This window comes from Rheinheimera mangrovi (assembly GCF_003990335.1).
Taxonomy (GTDB): domain Bacteria; phylum Pseudomonadota; class Gammaproteobacteria; order Enterobacterales; family Alteromonadaceae; genus Pararheinheimera; species Pararheinheimera mangrovi.
In genome coordinates this window covers 3,895,940-3,913,624 of sequence record NZ_CP034683.1, presented here as the reverse complement: position 1 = coordinate 3,913,624, position 17,685 = coordinate 3,895,940, and the positions used below count along the sequence as shown (strand labels likewise).

General features: G+C 46.6%; 15 protein-coding genes. 7 read left to right on the top strand and 8 right to left on the bottom strand.

The annotated features are described in order from the left end of the window. The first annotated feature begins 154 nt into the window (after positions 1–154). Entirely contained in the window at positions 155–1,546 is a 1,392-nt protein-coding gene (locus EK374_RS17685; protein WP_127025857.1) for a PhoH family protein, read from the top strand. A 42-nt stretch (positions 1,547–1,588) separates the two neighbouring features. On the opposite strand, the gene EK374_RS17680 is transcribed toward EK374_RS17685, so the two are convergent. Continuing rightward, the gene (locus EK374_RS17680) at positions 1,589–2,257 is read right to left on the bottom strand and encodes a choice-of-anchor H family protein (protein ID WP_127025856.1); all 669 of its coding nucleotides are present in this window, start codon (positions 2,255–2,257) and stop codon (positions 1,589–1,591) included. Positions 2,258–2,341: 84 nt separating this feature from the next. Here EK374_RS17680 and EK374_RS17675 point away from each other — a divergent pair, with 84 nt between their 5' ends. Then, positions 2,342–3,181, top strand: a complete 840-nt coding sequence (locus EK374_RS17675; RefSeq protein ID WP_127025855.1) for an RluA family pseudouridine synthase — start codon at positions 2,342–2,344, stop codon at positions 3,179–3,181. Here the strand turns inward: EK374_RS17675 and EK374_RS17670 are convergent. Next, on the bottom strand, positions 3,172–5,151 hold the full coding sequence (locus EK374_RS17670) for a tetratricopeptide repeat protein (RefSeq protein ID WP_127025854.1): 1,980 nt from the start codon (positions 5,149–5,151) through the stop codon (positions 3,172–3,174). The genes EK374_RS17675 and EK374_RS17670 overlap by 10 nt on opposite strands. A 176-nt stretch (positions 5,152–5,327) precedes the next feature. Between EK374_RS17670 and EK374_RS17665 the strand changes: the two genes are divergently transcribed. Then, entirely contained in the window at positions 5,328–6,080 is a 753-nt protein-coding gene (locus tag EK374_RS17665; protein ID WP_127025853.1) for a kinase, read from the top strand. Here the strand turns inward: EK374_RS17665 and EK374_RS17660 are convergent. The 4 genes from EK374_RS17660 to EK374_RS17645 are packed head-to-tail and all read right to left on the bottom strand — an operon-like array spanning position 6,064 to position 10,581. Then, entirely contained in the window at positions 6,064–7,017 is a 954-nt protein-coding gene (locus EK374_RS17660) for a D-2-hydroxyacid dehydrogenase (RefSeq protein WP_233280277.1), read from the bottom strand. The two genes, EK374_RS17665 and EK374_RS17660, sit on opposite strands and share 17 nt — an antisense overlap. Next, positions 7,017–7,433 carry a group I truncated hemoglobin gene (locus tag EK374_RS17655; RefSeq protein ID WP_127025852.1) on the bottom strand — a complete coding sequence of 139 codons (417 nt, stop codon included), beginning with the start codon at positions 7,431–7,433 and terminating at the stop codon, positions 7,017–7,019. The genes EK374_RS17660 and EK374_RS17655 overlap by 1 nt, the downstream gene beginning before the upstream one ends. Then, a complete protein-coding gene (locus EK374_RS17650; protein WP_127025851.1) occupies positions 7,427–8,254 on the bottom strand; it encodes a DUF3034 family protein in 828 nt (275 codons plus the stop codon). The genes EK374_RS17655 and EK374_RS17650 overlap by 7 nt, the downstream gene beginning before the upstream one ends. Then, positions 8,251–10,581, bottom strand: coding sequence for an EAL domain-containing protein (locus EK374_RS17645; RefSeq protein WP_127025850.1), 2,331 nt, complete (start codon positions 10,579–10,581; stop codon positions 8,251–8,253). Before EK374_RS17645 ends, EK374_RS17650 begins: the two co-directional genes overlap by 4 nt. Positions 10,582–10,816: 235 nt before the next feature. Here EK374_RS17645 and EK374_RS17640 point away from each other — a divergent pair, with 235 nt between their 5' ends. Then, positions 10,817–13,093: a patatin-like phospholipase family protein gene (locus EK374_RS17640; RefSeq protein WP_127025849.1), complete on the top strand. Its 2,277-nt coding sequence runs from the start codon at positions 10,817–10,819 to the stop codon at positions 13,091–13,093. 83 nt (positions 13,094–13,176) lie between these two features. On the opposite strand, the gene EK374_RS17635 is transcribed toward EK374_RS17640, so the two are convergent. Together EK374_RS17635 and EK374_RS17630 are read right to left on the bottom strand one after the other, a co-directional pair. Continuing rightward, a complete protein-coding gene (locus tag EK374_RS17635) occupies positions 13,177–13,629 on the bottom strand; it encodes a hypothetical protein (RefSeq protein ID WP_127025848.1) in 453 nt (150 codons plus the stop codon). Positions 13,630–13,816: 187 nt separating this feature from the next. Continuing rightward, positions 13,817–14,764 (bottom strand): helix-turn-helix domain-containing protein, encoded by a 948-nt coding sequence (locus EK374_RS17630; protein ID WP_127025847.1) that lies wholly within the window; start codon positions 14,762–14,764, stop codon positions 13,817–13,819. 143 nt (positions 14,765–14,907) lie between these two features. Between EK374_RS17630 and EK374_RS17625 the strand changes: the two genes are divergently transcribed. The 3 genes from EK374_RS17625 (at position 14,908) to EK374_RS17615 (ending at position 17,633) form a co-directional block, all read left to right on the top strand. Then, positions 14,908–15,303 (top strand): rhodanese-like domain-containing protein, encoded by a 396-nt coding sequence (locus tag EK374_RS17625; RefSeq protein WP_127025846.1) that lies wholly within the window; start codon positions 14,908–14,910, stop codon positions 15,301–15,303. A 398-nt stretch (positions 15,304–15,701) separates the two neighbouring features. After that, on the top strand, positions 15,702–16,496 hold the full coding sequence (locus tag EK374_RS17620) for a hypothetical protein (RefSeq protein ID WP_127025845.1): 795 nt from the start codon (positions 15,702–15,704) through the stop codon (positions 16,494–16,496). 60 nt (positions 16,497–16,556) lie between these two features. Continuing rightward, positions 16,557–17,633 carry a Ca2+-dependent phosphoinositide-specific phospholipase C gene (locus tag EK374_RS17615; RefSeq protein ID WP_127025844.1) on the top strand — a complete coding sequence of 359 codons (1,077 nt, stop codon included), beginning with the start codon at positions 16,557–16,559 and terminating at the stop codon, positions 17,631–17,633. Positions 17,634–17,685 lie beyond the last annotated feature (52 nt).

Genomic DNA, 17,685 nt, shown 5'->3' with positions numbered 1-17,685 from the left:
CAGGCAGTGCATTTTTGCTCTAAGCTTAGATCAAAAGAGCTGATATCTTCCTTCTCACTGAACAAAACATCAGGGAGCCAGTCAGAGTTGAAGTAAAGACTGTTGTATTTTGCCATGAACTTTCATGGGTTTTATTGTCGCTAAGGAGCTGCTTATGGCGCGAAGAAGAGCTAAAGATAAAAAAATATACGTTCTGGACACCAACATTCTACTGCATGAACCTTTCGCCTTCTTAAACTTTCAGGAACACGACGTTGTCATCCCGATGACAGTGCTCGAAGAATTAGACCATATCAAAGATAAACACAAAGACGTCAGCCGTGAAGCCCGCATTGCCATCCGTGCGCTGGAAGATGTGCTGAAAGACGCTTCACCTGAACAAATGCTACAAGGCGTTGCTTTACCCAGTCCTATTGAAGAAAAAAATGCCGGTCATTTATTTATCATCAACGACCATCATATCAGCGACCAGATACCGGGGTTGCCAGGGGGGGAAAACGATCATTTAATTATTAATACGGCGTTATTTTTACAACGGGAAAAAGCACCGGTCAAAGTGATACTGGTGACCAAAGACATCAATATGCGCCTGAAAGCCAAAGGGGCAGGGTTGAAGTTGGTTGAGGATTACCGTACTGACCAACTGATTGACGATGTGCGGTTTTTATACAAAGGCTATTATAAGTTTGCTGGCGACTTCTGGTCTGTAGTGAAAGATTGCCGCACCCATAACGAAGGGCGTGACACTTATCATTTTGTGCCCCGTGCTGTGTTACCTAATGCGTATATCAACGAATACCTGATTGACGAAGCCGAAACCTTTGCTGGCCGGGTGCTGGAAATCAATGAGCAGGAAATCAAAATTCTTGATTTAGGTTTTGAGCGTCTGATGCACAAACATGCCTGGGGTATTCATCCTAAAAATATTTATCAGGCGATGGCCTTAAATGCTTTACTCGACCCTGAGATTGATTTGGTCATTCTGACCGGCCCTGCAGGTTGTGGTAAAACCCTGATAGCATTAGCTGCAGCTTTGGAGCTGGTTATTGAAAAGGGTATGTACGACAAGGTGATAGTCACCCGCAACACACCGGAAATAGCGGAATCTATCGGCTTTTTACCAGGCACTGAAGAAGAAAAAATGGCGCCATGGTTAGCTGCTATTACCGATTCATTGGAAGTGCTGCATAAAACCGATGAACACCCGCACGCCAGCGTACAATACATTATGGACAAGGCTAATATTCAGTTTAAATCAGTCAACTTTATGCGTGGGCGCAGTATTCAGAATGCGATAGTGCTGCTGGATGAATGTCAGAACTTAAGTGCTGCTCAGTTAAAAACCATCATCACCCGTTGTGGGGAAGGCACTAAGCTGATTTGTTCAGGGAACCTGTCACAAATTGACAGCAATTATCTGACGGCTGTGACTTCTGGTTTAACTTACATTGTTGAGCGATTTAAAAACTTTGAAGGCAGCACTACTATTAATCTGAATGGTGTGGTGCGTAGCCGGTTGGCGTCTTTTGCTGAGGCGAACTTATAGTGCAAATCAAAAAGCCCCGCAGCGGAGCGGGGCTTTTATCTATTAAGCGGTTATAAGCTTGCGTCTGGTCAGGGCGATACAGACTAACCCAAGCAGACTGAACCAGCCTAAACTGCCACCGTCTTCTTCAATCACCACAACCTGTGGTTTGTCGAAGGAGTAATCTTCCAGTGGAAGCTCTGCCAATGCTGGTTCGTCGAAGCCGGAAATTTCCGCCAATAGATCATTGTAATCAGCATCATAAATGCGGATCACCAGATCATAATAGGCGGGTGGCAGGCTATGCAGCAATTCACTTTCTATGGCAAACCAGTCGTCTGCACTGGTTTCGTATAATCTAAATACAGAGCTGGTGTGAATAATTACCTCAGGAGCTCCTGCGCGTTTTAACGCGAAGTGGGCGTAAACCGGAATCGAAGTGTAGTTAGTGTCAGCATCAAAACGGACGTATAAGTTGTGGTAGAAGCCGTTACTATTCAAATCTGATTCATAGGAGATATCTATGGTATCAAACCAGACGTTGTTTTCGACACTCTGAATTAAGGCTCCGCTGCTACGCAGTGCTGATTTAGATTTTGCCGATTTTTCAACTGCAGATGGCAGCTTAAATGACTCTTTGGTGGATGCAATTTCTGCAGGCGCGGCCAGAGTGAAAAACGGTACTATGCCAGAACTTACGATAAATAAACTGACCAACCAAAATTTACGCATACACAGAGCCTCCTTAGCTTTGGTATCATTACAGGCTAATTGCCATGAATACTGGCTGAACTTCTTTTTAAGTGAATAAATAATTTGAAACTGACGAAAAAACTCCAGATCACCGAAGCACAACAGGCTATTGAGGCTCTGGTTGCGGCAGCACCACAGCTCAGCAAAGGTCGGCTGAAAGATGCGATGAATAAAGGTGCAGTGTTGTGGCGACGTGGCAAACAAAACAAAAGGTTGCGCCGTGCTCAGGCTGATTTATTACCTGGAGATAGTCTGGAGCTGAATTACGACGAACAATTACTGCAGCGCAGTTGTGATCCTGCAGTACTTATTCACGAAGCGCGTGGCTACAGCGTCTGGTTTAAACCGGCGGGGATGTTGTCGCAGGGCAATGAATGGGGTGATCATCTGGCGTTATTACGTTTCGCTGAATTGCACTGGCAAGGCAAACGTCAGGTGTTCTTATTGCACCGGCTGGATCGTGAAGCCAGTGGGCTGGTACTGATAGCGCATACCAAACAAGCTGCAGCAGCTTTTAGCCTGATGCTACAGCAACACAAAATTGATAAAGAATATCGTATTGAAGTAAAAGGGCAGCTGTCAGATGAACTGCTGGCAAAAGGTGTTTTGACTACGCCGCTGGATGATAAAGCCTGTAGCACAGAATTTGAGCTGGAGTCGTATTGTGAAGAACGACGCAGCAGCATAGTTCGGGTCAAGCTGATTACGGGTCGTAAACATCAAATTCGCCGGCACTTTGCACAAGCAGGACACCCTGTAATGGGCGATCCTGCTTATGGTTCTGGCAATAAAAATGAACAGGGTTTGATGTTGCAAGCGGTCAAGCTGAAGTTTATTTGCCCCTTCCGCAAAACCGCTATGGAGTTTGAGTTACCAGCGAATTTAGTACAAAGTCAAATCTGAGCCAGTTGTTGTTGTAATTGCTTACTCAGTGAAATGCCATTGACCTGAATATCCAATATACCCAGGCTGATGGCGTTAAATAAATCCTGCCGCAAGTTATCAGCCTGCCATGAGCAAGGGCGGTTCTGATTGCATTGGTAGTTAAACTGCAATGCGCCCTCAATACCTTGTTGTTTTGCTAAAAACAGACTGTACCAGACCAGTTCCCGCAACGCGTCTAAGTCCTTTTCACAAATACGTCGAGATAATAATGCATGTAAAGGTAATACAGCGGAGTGAGCCTGGTAGTCGGCAGGTAATAGTTGAAGCAGCTGCTGCTGTAGTTCAGTACCTTGTTGTTCTGACGTGCAATACAGCCAGAATTCCTGATCCTGCTCTACCCAAAACAATGCCTGATCCAAAGTGCTCCTGAATGTTTCAAGATCGGAAGCTACCTGCTGTATTCCCTTGCTCAGCAGCAGCTGGGTTTGTTCCAGCAAGATAACCACTAAATGCCCGTGAATTTTAGCCTGATGGTGATGCTGTAATAATTCGGTAAAACTGCGCCATTGCGATAACTGTACCAAGGCTCCCAAACGGGACTTTTTCTGTTTACTCAGTAACAAAAGCAGCAGAAATACAGCAAGTGCCAATAAAGTCAGGCTTATCAGCAGCCATAATTGCAGTTGATTTTTCTGGGAGAGATGCAGTTGCTGTTGTTTTTCCTGCTGCATCTGCAACTCAAGGCTGTTTTGCAGACTATCTAACTGAATTTTGCTGTCGTCATTTAACTGAGCTACTTCCAATTGATTCGCCGATTTCTCCAGTTGATAAGCTTGTTGCCATTGTTGTTCTAATGCTGCCAGCTCCGCACTTAAAGCTAAATGTTTGCGCTTGAGGTAACCCGCCAGTTTCTCTGGTTCAGGCGCCGCCTCGTCCAGCATTTGTTGAGCTGCGCTGTAGTTTTGTTTTTTGACAAACACATTCGCAAGAAACAGAGCGGTTTCGGATTTAATGGATTGTGCCGAGACCTGGCTGGCTAAGTGGTGCGCTTTCACCAGTAACTGCTCTGATTGATCCAAATCTCCTTGCTCTAATACCAGCTCTGACAGACTGACATAAGCAGAGATCAGCATATAGGGATCCTGACTCTCCACCGCTAACTTCAGCGCTTTGTTATAGGTGTCTTTTGCTTTGTCCATTTGTTTGAGCACCAGCTGGCTGTCGCCAATATTAATCAGTGCATTGACCTGACTACTCTGAATATTCAATTGCTGATAAAGCGTCGCAGCCTCTTCAAAATGTTGTAATGCCAGCTCATGTTGTTCCAGCTTTTGGTACGCCATGCCCAAACGCATACTGATCGAAGCTATGGCTTGCTGATCCCCTATTTCACTGGCAAGTGGCAGAGCTGATTTAAAATGTTTATAGGCTTTAGTTAAATTGTTATTTTGCAAATGGAGCCGGCCTAACATAATCATTGAAGCCAATTGCCTTGGTTTATCTGCTGCAACAACGGCCAGTGCCAGACTTTCATTTGCTGCTTTCATTGCAAGCCCGGCGTTACCTTGCTGATTGTAAGCCTGGGCAAAGCTTTCCAGAATATCCATCCGTAATCTGAGCATTGCAGGACTGTTTTCATCCGGCAAAATAGTTAGCGCCAGTTTGAGCTTTTCAAGAGCGAGCGCGGTGTCACGATAAAACACACCATAAGTCAGAGCTTGCATTAATAAGATTCGAGCCGCCAGTTCAGCATCGGGTTCCAGAGTCAGAGCCTTATTACTGAATTCCAGCGCAGCCTCTTTATTTTTCAGGGCATAATGGCTGTAGGCCAGTAAAAAGTAGTCTTTGGCTGTGCTTGCCGGATGTTTTAGCTGAGCTGTCAGCCGGGCTTGCGGATCTGCTTTGACTTGAGCTATCAGCTGAGTCAGATCGGTCGCATAGGTGCCGGCAGTAAACAGCAGCAAAAAAGTGCAGAAAGCAAAGCGCATGCGGATTTTCTCCAAAAAATAGACAACGCAGTGTAACTGAAAGAAAATAAGACAGCCAGATGAAAACGATGAGGTGCTTAGTGATTGAAAATGCTAGTGATTTATGGCTGAGGCAATGGCTTTTGTACAGCTTGAAATTGCAATTATCTGATCAAAGGTCATGGAATGAGCAAGTAATGCGATTGAGCCAGCTGCAGCCATCACAAGCATTGATCATTTGCATCAGTGGCGCGCAAGGCAGTGGTAAAAGTAGTCTGGCCGCTGCATTGCAGCAACGCTGGGCAGCGCTGGGGGTTCAAACCGATATAGTGTCGCTGGACGATTATTATCTTGAACCTGCCCAAAGGCAGGATCGGGCGCAGCTTTGGCATCCTCTTTTTGCCGAGCGTGGTGTGCCGGGAACTCATGATACCTCCCAGTTGTTGACACAGTTGCAGGGATTCAAACGAGGAGAACCACAGAGCTGGCGTCGTTATGACAAGGGGCTGGACAGGATGGGGCACACAAAGCCAGCAACCAGTGCCCGGCTACTTATTCTGGAAGGATGGTGTGTGGGGCTGCAGGCGCAGCAGGACAGCGATCTGGTGCACAGTATCAATCTGTTAGAACAGCAACATGATCCTGATGCAGTATGGCGACATCAGGTTAATCAGCAACTCAAAGGTGATTATCAGCTTATCTGGCAACAGTCAGACAGCCTGATTTGGCTCAATGCGCCGGATTGGCAAGCGGTGTGCCGCTGGCGGGCCTGGCAGGAAGAGCCTCTGCAGCAGCGGGGGCAGGGCAAAAGCCCTGCTGAACTTGAGCATTTTATGTTGTATTTCGAGCGCTTGACACAAGAGAGCTGGCGACAACTACCACAAGGCGCAGATTTTATTCTGCAGTTGGATCAGGAGCATAAGCTTGTGAGCTTTACACCTGACGAATAGGCTGTCCTGCTAAAAAAGCCTGTAGATTTTCAGACAGCTGTAACACCAGACGTTGCATAGCCTGACGACTGGCCCATGCCACATGAGGGGTAATGATCAGGTTGGGCAAAGAGCTATGAAGTAATGGATGGTCAACAGCCGGAGGCTCAGTACTCAGCACATCCAAAGCTGCTCCTGCCAAAGCACCTTTAGATAACGCCTCTGCAAGTGCATTTTCATCAATTAGTCCGCCTCTGGCTGTGTTGATCAATAGCGCAGTAGGCTTCATCCAGCTTAAGGTTTGAGTATTAATCAGTTTTGCTGTTGCATCCGTCAGTGGACAATGCAAAGACAACACATCAGCCTGGCGCAGTGCGGCTTCAAAGGCCGTTCTGCCACTGCGGATTTCCGTGGCGTCAGGTCGTTCAGCAATCAGTACCTTCATACCAAAAGCTTCAGCCAAACGAGCCGTCGCCTGGCCTAAATCGCCATAACCAAGCAGCGTCAGGGTTTTATCTGCAAGTTCTTCTATAGGTTGCAGATGCAGGCAAAACTGCGAGCTTTGACTCCACAAGCCTTGTTGTACCGCCTGATGATAGAACTGAATATGGTTGGTCAGTTGCAGTAACAAAGCAAATACCTGCTGGGGTACTGCTGTACCTGCATAGCCTTGTGCATTGCAGACAACTATGCCTGCCGCTTTAGCTGCGGCTAAATCAACCATATTCACCCCTGTGGCCGCCACCAGAATGCAACGCAGTTGTGGCAAGGCCGCTATAGCTTTTGCATCCAAAGGTACTTTATTGCTGATCAGCACTTGTGCATCTTTGGCATGATGCAGCAATTGCTCAGGGCTGGTTTGAGGATAGAAGGTTAAACTGACATCGGCAGACTGTAACGCACTCAAATCAGTACCAGCCATAGTGGCTGCATCAAGAAAAACTACCTTATTCATCATCAGCGATACACCACATCTTTGTACATAGGCGCTAACATAGCCAGAAATTCATTCTGAGCTGCAACAGGGACATGTTGTTGCTGCATAGCGGTAATTAAATGGTTCACCAGGGCATCAAAATGCGCTTGAGTGATTTGAAAGCCGGTATGGCTTTCCTGCATGGACACACCTGTGTATTTACAAGGGCCTCCGGAGAGTTCGCAAAACTGTTCTATCAGCAGACGACGAAAACGAGGCACATCTGTGTCGGCAAAATGGTGCACTATGCTCTGGTCATGCTCGATTCCATACAAGACGCCGTCGACAATTTTTTCAACGCCGGCTTCACCCCCTAAACGGTGATATAAAGTGGTTTCCGGGCTTTGTTGGCATGCAGTTAAGACTAAAGTAGCTAACAGCAACAGGTACTTCACCATGTGCCCTCCACTGATAAATAAAAGCCGGTTTGTTCTGTTAAGCCGGCAATATCGCCTAAGTCGACATAACCCAGTACTACAGATGCATTTTTATTAATAAACCAGGCCGCAAACAGATCGCGCCAGTGCTGCTCGTCAGCAAAACCTAACTGATTAGGTTTTTGTTTAAATTCAGTGCCAACAGCCAGATTGTAATTCAGCAATAACACTGCCGAGCTTTCAAACATCAGTTTATGCCCAACACCTTCCCCACCAAAACCTAATAATCCAGTTTGATGGGCGTCAGTGGATCGAACTGTGGCATTGAGAACTAAGTTACGTCCGGCTATGGCATCAAAAAATACTTTAGTGGCGGCGATATAAACTTCATAACCTGAATCATCACCCGCACCTACAGCAGTGGGCAGGGCAAAGTCGCGGTTTTTCTTAAACTGCATGCCGATACTAATTTGCGGCAGAGTTGTATACAGCAATTCACCTGCAACTTTGTATTTGATGCCCAGTATATCCTGACGCAGCTCACCGCCTATGGTATCAAGGTCAAAAGTCTGCCGGGCCAGCGACAATTCCCATTGGTTGTTGAAACTAGCGCCAATGCCATAACTGTCTAAGGTAAAATCGTCTACACCAACCCGTGCGGCAAAGGTATTGACTGACCATTCGTCGCTGCTGCTGTACCCGTTTATCGTGGCCCATGGCACTATGCCGCCACCTGAGTTACCTTCTATTGTTGTCGCACCGCCGGTGGCTATTACTTTTGAGCCTGCCATCAGACCGCCACTGGCCGTTAATAAACACAGGCAAATTAAGATGTTTTTCATTCACTTACTTCTTGTTCAAACCATTGCTGGCTGTGTTGTCCAAAATGCTGCAACCACTCGCTGAAATGTTCGGCCGTCAAAGGTTTTGAGAAAAAATAACCCTGGATTTTATCACATTGATATTGCTGCAGCTTTGCAAGCCCGGCCAGATTCTCTAAGCCTTCGGCCGTCACTTTCAAACCTAAACTGTGGGCCAGCTGAGAGGTCGCGCTGACAATCAAAGCGTCGTCCTGATTGTGCTCAATGTCTTTAATAAAAGCCCGGTCGATTTTTACTTCATGCACTGGCAATTGCTTTAAATAAGCCAATGAGGATTGACCGGTACCAAAATCATCAATGGCCAGTTCAATCCCCATATCGCGCAGTTGGGATAAAATCTGGATCACCCGTTTGGGATCCTGCATCACTGCACCTTCTGTCACTTCCAGTGCTAAAACTGCAGGAGGAAGGTTATGGACTTTTAGTAGTGCAGCTATGTACGCTGGTAGTTGCGGATTGGTGAGATCATGTGCAGACAGGTTCACAGCCACAGTAATTTTTTTGCCTTGCTGGTACCAAAGCGCCAGCTGTGCCACCACAGTGTTTAACATCCATTCCGTGACCAACGCTATATTGCCCGAGTGCTCGGCTAATTTAATAAACTCATCTGGTGGTACAAAACCCAGTTCAGGATGAATCCAACGTATCAACGCTTCTGCAGAGCTGCATGAGCGTTGAGCTAAGTCTACTTTGGGTTGATACACCACAAACAATTGGTTTTGCTGTAAGGCCGCAGGTAAGTCACGCAGAATGGTCAGCTCACGCTGGTGACTTTCATCCTGGCCTTGTTGATAAAAAGCCAGCAAACCAGGTTGTTGCTTGGCGTGGCTCAATGCGATATCCAGCCGCCTGATGGCGTCGTTGGCATGCACGCTGCCTGGTGCAATATTGTATGCACCAACAGAGACTTTTAAACTTAAAGGCGAATCAGCCAGCAGGTAGCCTGTATGCAATTGCCTGATGAATTGTTCCAGCTGTTCTTCAGTAAAGTGTTGGGTATAGAGTAATAAAAACTCGTCGCCACCTAAACGTGCTGCCAAGAGGGGAGCTGGTTGAAGTTGATGTAAGCGTTGTGCCATTTGTTGTAATAACGAATCACCATTGGCAAAACCTAATGCATCATTGATATGGCGGAAATTTTTAATGTTCAGTAGCAGCAGGCCTACATTCTCACTGGGCAACAGCTCGGCTAACTTACGCTCGGCCGCTCCACGGTTTTTTAACGCCGTCAGCGAATCATGTTCTGCCTGATACAACAGCTCGGCTTCACGGCTGCGGATATCCAGTTGCATTTTTTGTAAGGTGTTGCCCAACAAGCCAATTTCGCCTTTGGCGGCAGGTAAATCCTTTGTATTCACCCCCTGACCTATCTGACTGGCAAAGTGGGACAATAACCGTAAAGGCTGAGTAATGCTGCGGGCTATGACAAAAGCCAATAACAAGGCCAGCGTTAAACTTAAACCAAAAATGACCAGCAGTTGTTGCCGGATTTGCTGATAGCTCTCCTGCCAGCGTGAACTTGGATAATGCAATACAGCCCAGAGCAATTGTTGTTGATCCAAGGCCAGAGCTAAAGATAAAAACCGATCTTCGTTACTGCTGAAGGGTTGTTGACGGGTGTCAACCAGGCTGGGCAATAAAGGTAACAAGCTCTGTTGTGTTTTGCTGTCTAAGGTTGAGTGCAGGGTTTGATTTCCCTTGTCACTGTTTGTTGTAAAGCTGATATCCAGATCGGTAATGCCCTTAATTTGTTCGGCCAGTTGTTTATTTAAACTAAAGCCCATACCAACCCAGGCTATTGTTTGGGGCGCTTTAACTGGGACCAGAACCAATTGGTAAGAGCTACCCGCCAATACCAGGATGTCGTTGACTGTGCCGGATTGATTACTTTTGCTTTGTAAAAACAGAGGTTTTACATTGTGATTATTTAAATCTGAGCTGGTGCTGGCGAGTAAATCTCCGGAAGGTGACAGCAGTAACACCAAATCGGCATGCACTCTGCCACCATGATTTTCCAGTACGGATAAAATAGTTTCCTGCTCAACTGTTGCCACTGCACGGCGAAACCCAAAGTCGCTGGCTAAAATACTGACTGAATTAGTCAACTGACTGGCTCTGTTTTCCAGTGCTTGTAAAAACACGTTCGCAGCAACCCTTAAGACTTGTCTTGCTTGCTGTTCGCTGTCTTTTTTCATGGTGTTTAAAGTAGCAAGACCGCTGGCTAAGGCCAGTATTGTCAACAGACTGACAAGAGACACAATCAATCGGCTACGTAATGAATCAAACATTTGGCCTCTTTGTGGCAGCGCTGGGTGAATGCTGTCATAGTAGATAAAAAAATTCCGGGTGGCGCAGCGGTGCGCGCGGAACCAGCATAAGTGAAAATCATAGGTCTGGATATGCCTGTTGAAACCTTAGCAATAAGTCGGTGCGCACTCAACTCTAAAGCGTCAAAACCAAAAGAAAAACCTGATTATTCAAATATGTTTTTATGATGGAACAGATAAAACAAAGGGGCTGCGCATGAAGGTAAAGTGGGGATTATTGTTTTTTGTCTGTTTTTTTAGCGAACTACTTTTTTCCGCAGAACCTGTGGCGACAGAGCAAATGCCTTGTGCCAGAGTCAAAGGCCGGCCTTGTATTGCGCTGGTATTAGGTGGTGGTGGAGCCCGCGGTGGCGCGCATCTTGGCGTGATCCGCCAGTTAGAGCAACAAGGTATACCAGTTGATTTAATAGTGGGAACCAGCATTGGCGCCTTTATTGGTGGTTTGTATGCAACAGGCCATAGTCCGGATGAAATTCAGTCCATTCTGGAGCATTTGGAATGGGGTACAGGTTTTCGCGATAAAGTGCATCGTGATGAAATGCCGGTGCGGCGTAAGCAGCAACAGGATACTTATCCGATTCGGTTAGGCCTGGGTTTAGATAGTTCCGGTATTAAAATTCCCAAAGGCGTTTTGTTAGGTCAGGCTATGGCTGAGCTGATTTTGGAGGCCTATGGAGCCCAGTTAAATCATAGTCATTTTGATCAGTTGCCTATTCCATTTCGCGCTGTTGCTGCAGATCTGACCAACAGGGAAACTGTAGTGATGAGTCATGGCAGCCTGTTGCAGGCCGTTCAGGCGTCGATGTCTATTCCGGGAGTGGTGCGGCCCATGGAGTTGAATGGCCGGATTTTAGTCGATGGGGGTGTGGCTAATAATTTACCAGTCAGTGTGGCCAAAGAGCTTGGCGCCGGGCGGGTTATTGCGGTGGCCATTGACGCTCCGCTGTTGAATAAAGAGCAATTAGACTCCGCTTTTGCAGTGACGGATCAATTAACCAATTTTTTAGTCCGGCAGGTGGTTGAACAACAAATTGCTTTATTAACACCTGATGATTTGTTGCTCAATCCAGATGTGGCGCAGATAGGTACTCTGGATTTTGAACAGTTACCAGCATCCATCGAAGCTGGCCGGTTAAGTGCAGAACAACAAAGTAAAGCCTTAGCCAGTTTTTCCTATCCAAAACAATATCCGGATTGGCTTGCTGCACACAGAGCAAAACAACAGTCTGGTATTCGTGTCGATCATATTGAATTGGATAATCAAAGCTTATTGTCTGATGAGGTTCTGTTACACCGGCTGACATTAAAAGAAGGGCATATTTACGACAGTAAAAAACTCAAAGAAGGGTTACGTCAGGTCTATGGCGTTGATACGCTGGAGCGGGTGTCATTGCAACTAGAGCAAAATACTCAGGGTGAAGACACCAGTTTAAAAGTGCGGGCGGTAGAAAAAAGCTGGGGGCCAGGCTATCTGAATTTCCGTTTTACGATGGAAGATGATTTTCGTAACAACAGATATTACCAACTGGCTGCATCTTACACTTACACCAATATTTCCGAGCTGGGGGCTGAGTGGCACAATGAACTGGCTTTAGGTACTGATAAACTAATTAGTTCGGAGTTGTATTGGCCCGTCTTTACACCTGCTACCTTTGTGAGTGCTCAGGTCCAAAGAGAGAATACTATTCTGGTATTAGAAGATACCCAAGGCTTATCTTTGGGAGATTTATCCAATAAAGAAACTTCTTTAACGGCAAAAGCGGGCTGGAATTTGTCTGATCATGCCCGGCTCAGCTCCGGCTGGACAGACAAAGATGGTTACTTCCGTATTCCTCGCTCGGGGGTGGAAGATTTAGGCTTTGATCGGCTCAGATATCAGCGTGAAGGGCCTGTACTGGATTTTGTCTGGGACAGACTGGATAACCCTGTGTTTCCAAGCCGGGGGTTTCGGATCAGCGCTAACTGGCAATGGTTAGACGATACAGCCTTGGGGCAAACCCGTCATAGCAGTAGCCAATCCATTGAAGTCCAAGCCGCCCGTAGCTTTTTTGAGCGCCATATTCTGCGCACCAGGTGGCGCTTTGAAGATTATAATCCGGGCGATCCACAAGTAGCAGTTGAACAGTTTTCGCTCGGGGGCTTGTTAAATCTTTCGGGCTATCCCAAAAACTATTTATTTGGCAGTGAAATTCAGTTTGGCAGTCTGGTGTATTTGTACAAGATGAGTGAAAACAGGTTCAGTGTATTTAACTCGCCGTTTTATCTGGGGGCTTCACTTGAAAGGGGGCAAGTGCATGGCAATATGATCCGGCTGGACAGCCTGGCCAATGAGACCGACTGGATTTGGGCCAGTAGCCTATTTGCTGGTTGGGATAGTCCTTTTGGTCCTGTGTACCTGGGGTATGGCAGGGCGGAAGATGATATCAATGGCAGGGCATATAATTATTATTTATCCCTCGGGCAAAATTTTTAAGCAGGATCAAACAGGTAAAATGAGCTGGAATTTGGCCGGGTTTGGCCAGTGTAAACCCAAACCCTGCTGACTAATTAGCTGCATTAGCTTTCTTCTTCTGTCAGTTTTTTCGCCCCTTCTTTAATCAGCTGTTCTTTTTGTTTTTGCAGCATTTCTAACTGAGACTTTTCTGCGTCTGTCAGCTCGCCTTCTTTATTGGCAAGGGCTTCAATTTTTTCTTCTATTTCTTCCAGCTTTTTCCGGTCAATACCCAGTTTTGCATCCAGTACCTGCTGCATCATTGTTGCCAGACGGTCAGGCTCTTTTAACCGGGCTTTTTGTTCATTGTTTTGTGTGCCGGTATCTTCTGACTTAGGCGCGGAGTTATTGTTAGCCAAATGCTGATAGGTCATATCCGGCTCTTGTTGACCTGAGGATAAACTAACTTTATCAGCATAAGCATCGTTAAAACCTGACTTTTCTTTGTCAACAATGGGTGCTTTATAGAGTTGATCCGTCAATCCTGAGAGCGCGGATAAGCCAGAAATAGTGAGCATGAGAGTCTCCTGAACTTTATGCTGTGGTCATGTACCTGACCTGTTGCTTAAAGAAAGAGCAAATTTGGTGCCAAAGATACTTGGCTTAAAGACGCGGTATGCAGGCCGGGATCTGGCTGCAGTGTGGCAAAAACCAGCCGTTTTTACCCTTTTTCAGATAAATTTTGCCGCCCTATGCGGTAGTCTTTTATTGCAATTGGTTACAACCAAACTGACGTTGATATTGACGTGGACTGATCCCCAGTTGTTTCTGAAATTGCTGGCGCAAATTTAATGAGCTGCCAAAACCTGTCAAATCGCTAATTTGTTCTATCGAATGCTGGCCCTGTTCCAGATAATGTTGCACCAATTGCAATCGATGCTGTAGCAGCCACTGTAGTGGGCTTACCCCAGTACTGGCTTTAAAATGCCGGTCAAAACTGCGTCTGGACATACCCGCCTTATCGGCCAGTTGTTCAATAGCTAAAGGTTTATCTAAATTTAATAAAGCCCAGTCCATAGTGGCACTGAGTAAGTTGGTTTTTTTCTGCAAAGGTTGTGCTACAAATTGAGCTTGTCCGCCTTCACGGTGAGCCGAAATAACAGCTCGTTTGGCTACCTGATTGGCTATTTCAAAGCCAAAATCCCGCCTGATCACGGCCAGGCCTAAATCCAGTGCGGCTGCGCTGCCCGCTGAGCAGCCAATCTGACCATCAAAACAATAAAGCACATTTTGTTGATAGCGGCTGTCCGGATAACGGCGTTGAAACTCATCGGCATAACGCCAGTGGGTGGTTGCTGCTTTGCCTTTGAGTATCCCAAGTTCGGCCAATAAAAAGGCACCTGAACAGAAAGAAATCAAGCGTACCCCTCGCTGGTAAGCGGCCACTAACTGGACTCGTAGTTCTGGTGGCGGTTCTGGCTGAGATACGGACCAGTTCGGGATCAGAATGGTATCGTAACAGGTTAAATCCTGAACCTGTGGCACCAGCAATTGCAAGCCACCTGTAGCTATAAAAGGCCCTGGATGAAAACTGACGATATCGGTCTGATACCAGTTCGGGTACTCAGGCCGGTTTAATGCAAATAACTCGGAGGCACAACCCAGTTCAAATGTAGCCACAGATGGGCCCAACAAAATAGCGACTTTATGCATGCGGGAGCTCTGGTTTTATCTGCTGACTGAATTTGGCTTAATACTAACTTATTGTGTCTTTTAAGCCAATGGTGTCAGCTGTGTAAGCACAGTAGAGTGTTGTTGAACCTCATCCACAGCGCACTTACACAGGAGTAACACTGATGTCATCTATGGTATCCAGACCCGCAGCTGCGGGATCAGAACAAGCTATTACGCACTTTAGCGCCTTACTGCAGTTTGAAACCGACTGCTGGGATGTCCATCATGCCATCAGCAATCAAAGGCAGGATTTTGTACTGTTAGATGTGCGCGGCGAGGCCGCTTATCAGCAAGGCCATTTACCTGAAGCTGTACTTTTTCCTCATAGCAGAATTTCTGCAGAGAGTCTGGTGCTTTATCCGGCGGACACCTTGTTTGTGGTGTATTGCGCCGGGCCTCACTGTAACGGAGCAGATAAAGCAGCGTTGAAACTGGCGCAGTTGCAAAGACCAGTAAAGAAGATGATCGGTGGAGTAACAGGGTGGCTGGACGAAGGTTTTAGTCTGATTGCTGAGTGACAGACATAACATAGTCCAAAGGGTATTTTTCAGCATAACCAAAGGCAAAAAAAAGAGGGAGAACCACAGGGGTTTCCCTCATCAAACATTCAGGACAATCCAGAGAGTTAAAGCAACAGTTCTATCCTAATTAATTGGAGTTGCGGCAAGGCGACAAGCTATAAAGTCCCCATGAGCATAGTAAAACTATGTGACTGGGGCTTTAGAGCGCAGGCAACACAGCTGCAGCTTCAAGTCAGACGGATATAGACAGGGTACGCACTTAACTGATGCCCATTATCCAGCTGGTCCGTGGCAAATTTATGACAACTTGATAAAGCTTTCGCGACACTTGCCAAGCAGGTTGCTTTCAGGTTGACTGTGGGCTGTCTGGCACGCAGTCACTTCAGGAGCAATGGATGTTAAAAAAATACCTGCAGCAAATCCGTCAGGGAAAGCCTGTGCATTACGGCCGTATGCTGGAGTTGTTGCCGCCGCTGTTTTATCAGAAAAAATCGGAACTATTTAAAGTACGGCAGTTAGGTTCGGGCAGATGGCAGGTCAGTATATTATCTGAAACTCTGTTTAGTCAGCTTGAACAACAGGCGTTGCAGCCTGCCTCACGTAAAGAGGCGGCTCAGATAGGTGATTCGCATCAGGTGAATACCTCTTTTGGTTATCAACTGGTGTATCACGAGTTGTGCCAGAACCGCCAACCCGAGGTGGTGGTGCTGGATGGCACCGACAAATTCCAGAGTTATCAGGCGAAACCTACCTTGCTGTTGATTGAAAATGAAGAATGTTTTTTCCGTTATCCGGAGCTCGTGCCGGTGTGTGGCCAGATGCTGGCGTTGGACTTCTCACTCACTAACACTGATATAGGTTTCGCCTCTGGCAGCAAAGCCAGTTCAGCACTGCTGACGCCTTTTTATCAGCAGTACCAACAAATTTATTGCGCCTTTGATTTTGATGCCGCAGCTTTAGAGCTGTTTGATGTATTAAAACAGCGTTTAGGCGACAAACTGAAATTCGTCACACCAGCAGATTTTAGCCCCTGGCAGGCGTTGTTTAATAACAAACCCAAACACCCGAACCAGTTGGCTAAAGCTCTGGAATTAGCAGAGAAACACCACTTTTATGGCTTGTTGCATGCCTTGCAGCAAAAGGGCTGCTTTTTAGAGCAGGAAGCGCTGTTAGAGACGTCACAGCTGTAGTGTCGTCATTTATTCATCTTTTAACTCTATAGTGTTGTTTTTATTTAACAGGCTGAAAGGATGTTGATCAGATTTTGCATATTCACTGTGTTATGGCTTTGTTGCCAGACACTGGCGGCAGAACCCCTGAAATTAAATCAATTACAGTGGATTGGATCGCACAATAGCTATAAACAGGCGCTGCCAGATGGTGTCAGTGGCTATTTGCAACAACAAGGTCAGGATACCTCTTCGTTGCAGTATCAGCATTTACCTTTGCAGCAGCAGTTGGAGCTGGGCTTGCGCCATCTGGAGCTTGATGTACTGGCTGATCCACAAGGTGGTATGTATCTCCAACCTGCGGCTGAGCAGTGGTTAGGCAAGTCTTTGTTATCCGCAGAATACAAAGCTAAATTACAGCAACCTGGCTTTAAAGCTTTTCATATTCCTGATATGGATTTTGCCTCGCATTGCCCTTTATTTCAGGATTGTCTGCGCCAATTGCTTGAATGGTCAAAGCAACACAACAATCACTTGCCTGTGGTCATTTTACTGAATGTAAAAGAAAGCGGCGTAGCCGGAGGTATTCAGCCCCTGATACTGACGACTAAAGACTATGCTCAGCTGGATCAGGAGATCCGAGCTGTCTTGCCGGAAGATAAATTACTGACACCGGATTTTGTCCGAAAACCTGGCCTTACTTTGCAGCAAACGGTATTGACCCAAGGTTGGCCTGGTCTGGACTCGTCCCGTGGTCGTTTTATCTTCTTGTTTGACGGGCAGCCAAAGCAGTTGGAATTGTATCGCTCGCAGCATCCATCCTTAGCTGGACGGGTGATGTTTGGTAATTATCCGCCCGCCAGTGCCGAAGCGGCGATGGTACTGCAGAATCAGCCGGAGCAGCAGTTTGAAACCATAGCGGAACTGGTGCAACAGGGGTATATAGTGCGCACCCGCAGTGATGAATTTCATCCAACAGCTTATTCGACTGCAAGACGGGATACGGCTTTGCGAAGTGCTGCTCAGATTATTTCCACCGACTTTTATCCGCAGGCGCCACAACAAACACCGGACGGCAAAGCGGTGCAGTTTCCCGATCAAAGCCTATGGCGTTGTCACCCCACATTAACTGACAACCTTTGTGTGGTAGCGGAATAATCTGCAGAGTCAAAGAGCAAATTCCGGTTTGCTCAGGCTCTGCCCGCTTTTA

Coding starts and splice junctions, on each gene's coding strand:
- EK374_RS17640 (WP_127025849.1), top strand. CDS start 10,817: ATGAAGGTAAAGTGGGGATTATTGTTTTTTGTCTGTTTTTTTAGCGAA.
- EK374_RS17655 (WP_127025852.1), bottom strand. CDS start 7,433: ATGGTGAAGTACCTGTTGCTGTTAGCTACTTTAGTCTTAACTGCATGC.
- EK374_RS17680 (WP_127025856.1), bottom strand. CDS start 2,257: ATGCGTAAATTTTGGTTGGTCAGTTTATTTATCGTAAGTTCTGGCATA.
- EK374_RS17620 (WP_127025845.1), top strand. CDS start 15,702: ATGTTAAAAAAATACCTGCAGCAAATCCGTCAGGGAAAGCCTGTGCAT.
- EK374_RS17645 (WP_127025850.1), bottom strand. CDS start 10,581: ATGTTTGATTCATTACGTAGCCGATTGATTGTGTCTCTTGTCAGTCTG.
- EK374_RS17650 (WP_127025851.1), bottom strand. CDS start 8,254: ATGAAAAACATCTTAATTTGCCTGTGTTTATTAACGGCCAGTGGCGGT.
- EK374_RS17625 (WP_127025846.1), top strand. CDS start 14,908: ATGTCATCTATGGTATCCAGACCCGCAGCTGCGGGATCAGAACAAGCT.
- EK374_RS17670 (WP_127025854.1), bottom strand. CDS start 5,151: ATGCGCTTTGCTTTCTGCACTTTTTTGCTGCTGTTTACTGCCGGCACC.
- EK374_RS17685 (WP_127025857.1), top strand. CDS start 155: ATGGCGCGAAGAAGAGCTAAAGATAAAAAAATATACGTTCTGGACACC.
- EK374_RS17630 (WP_127025847.1), bottom strand. CDS start 14,764: ATGCATAAAGTCGCTATTTTGTTGGGCCCATCTGTGGCTACATTTGAA.
- EK374_RS17615 (WP_127025844.1), top strand. CDS start 16,557: ATGTTGATCAGATTTTGCATATTCACTGTGTTATGGCTTTGTTGCCAG.
- EK374_RS17660 (WP_233280277.1), bottom strand. CDS start 7,017: ATGATGAATAAGGTAGTTTTTCTTGATGCAGCCACTATGGCTGGTACT.
- EK374_RS17635 (WP_127025848.1), bottom strand. CDS start 13,629: ATGCTCACTATTTCTGGCTTATCCGCGCTCTCAGGATTGACGGATCAA.
- EK374_RS17665 (WP_127025853.1), top strand. CDS start 5,328: ATGCGATTGAGCCAGCTGCAGCCATCACAAGCATTGATCATTTGCATC.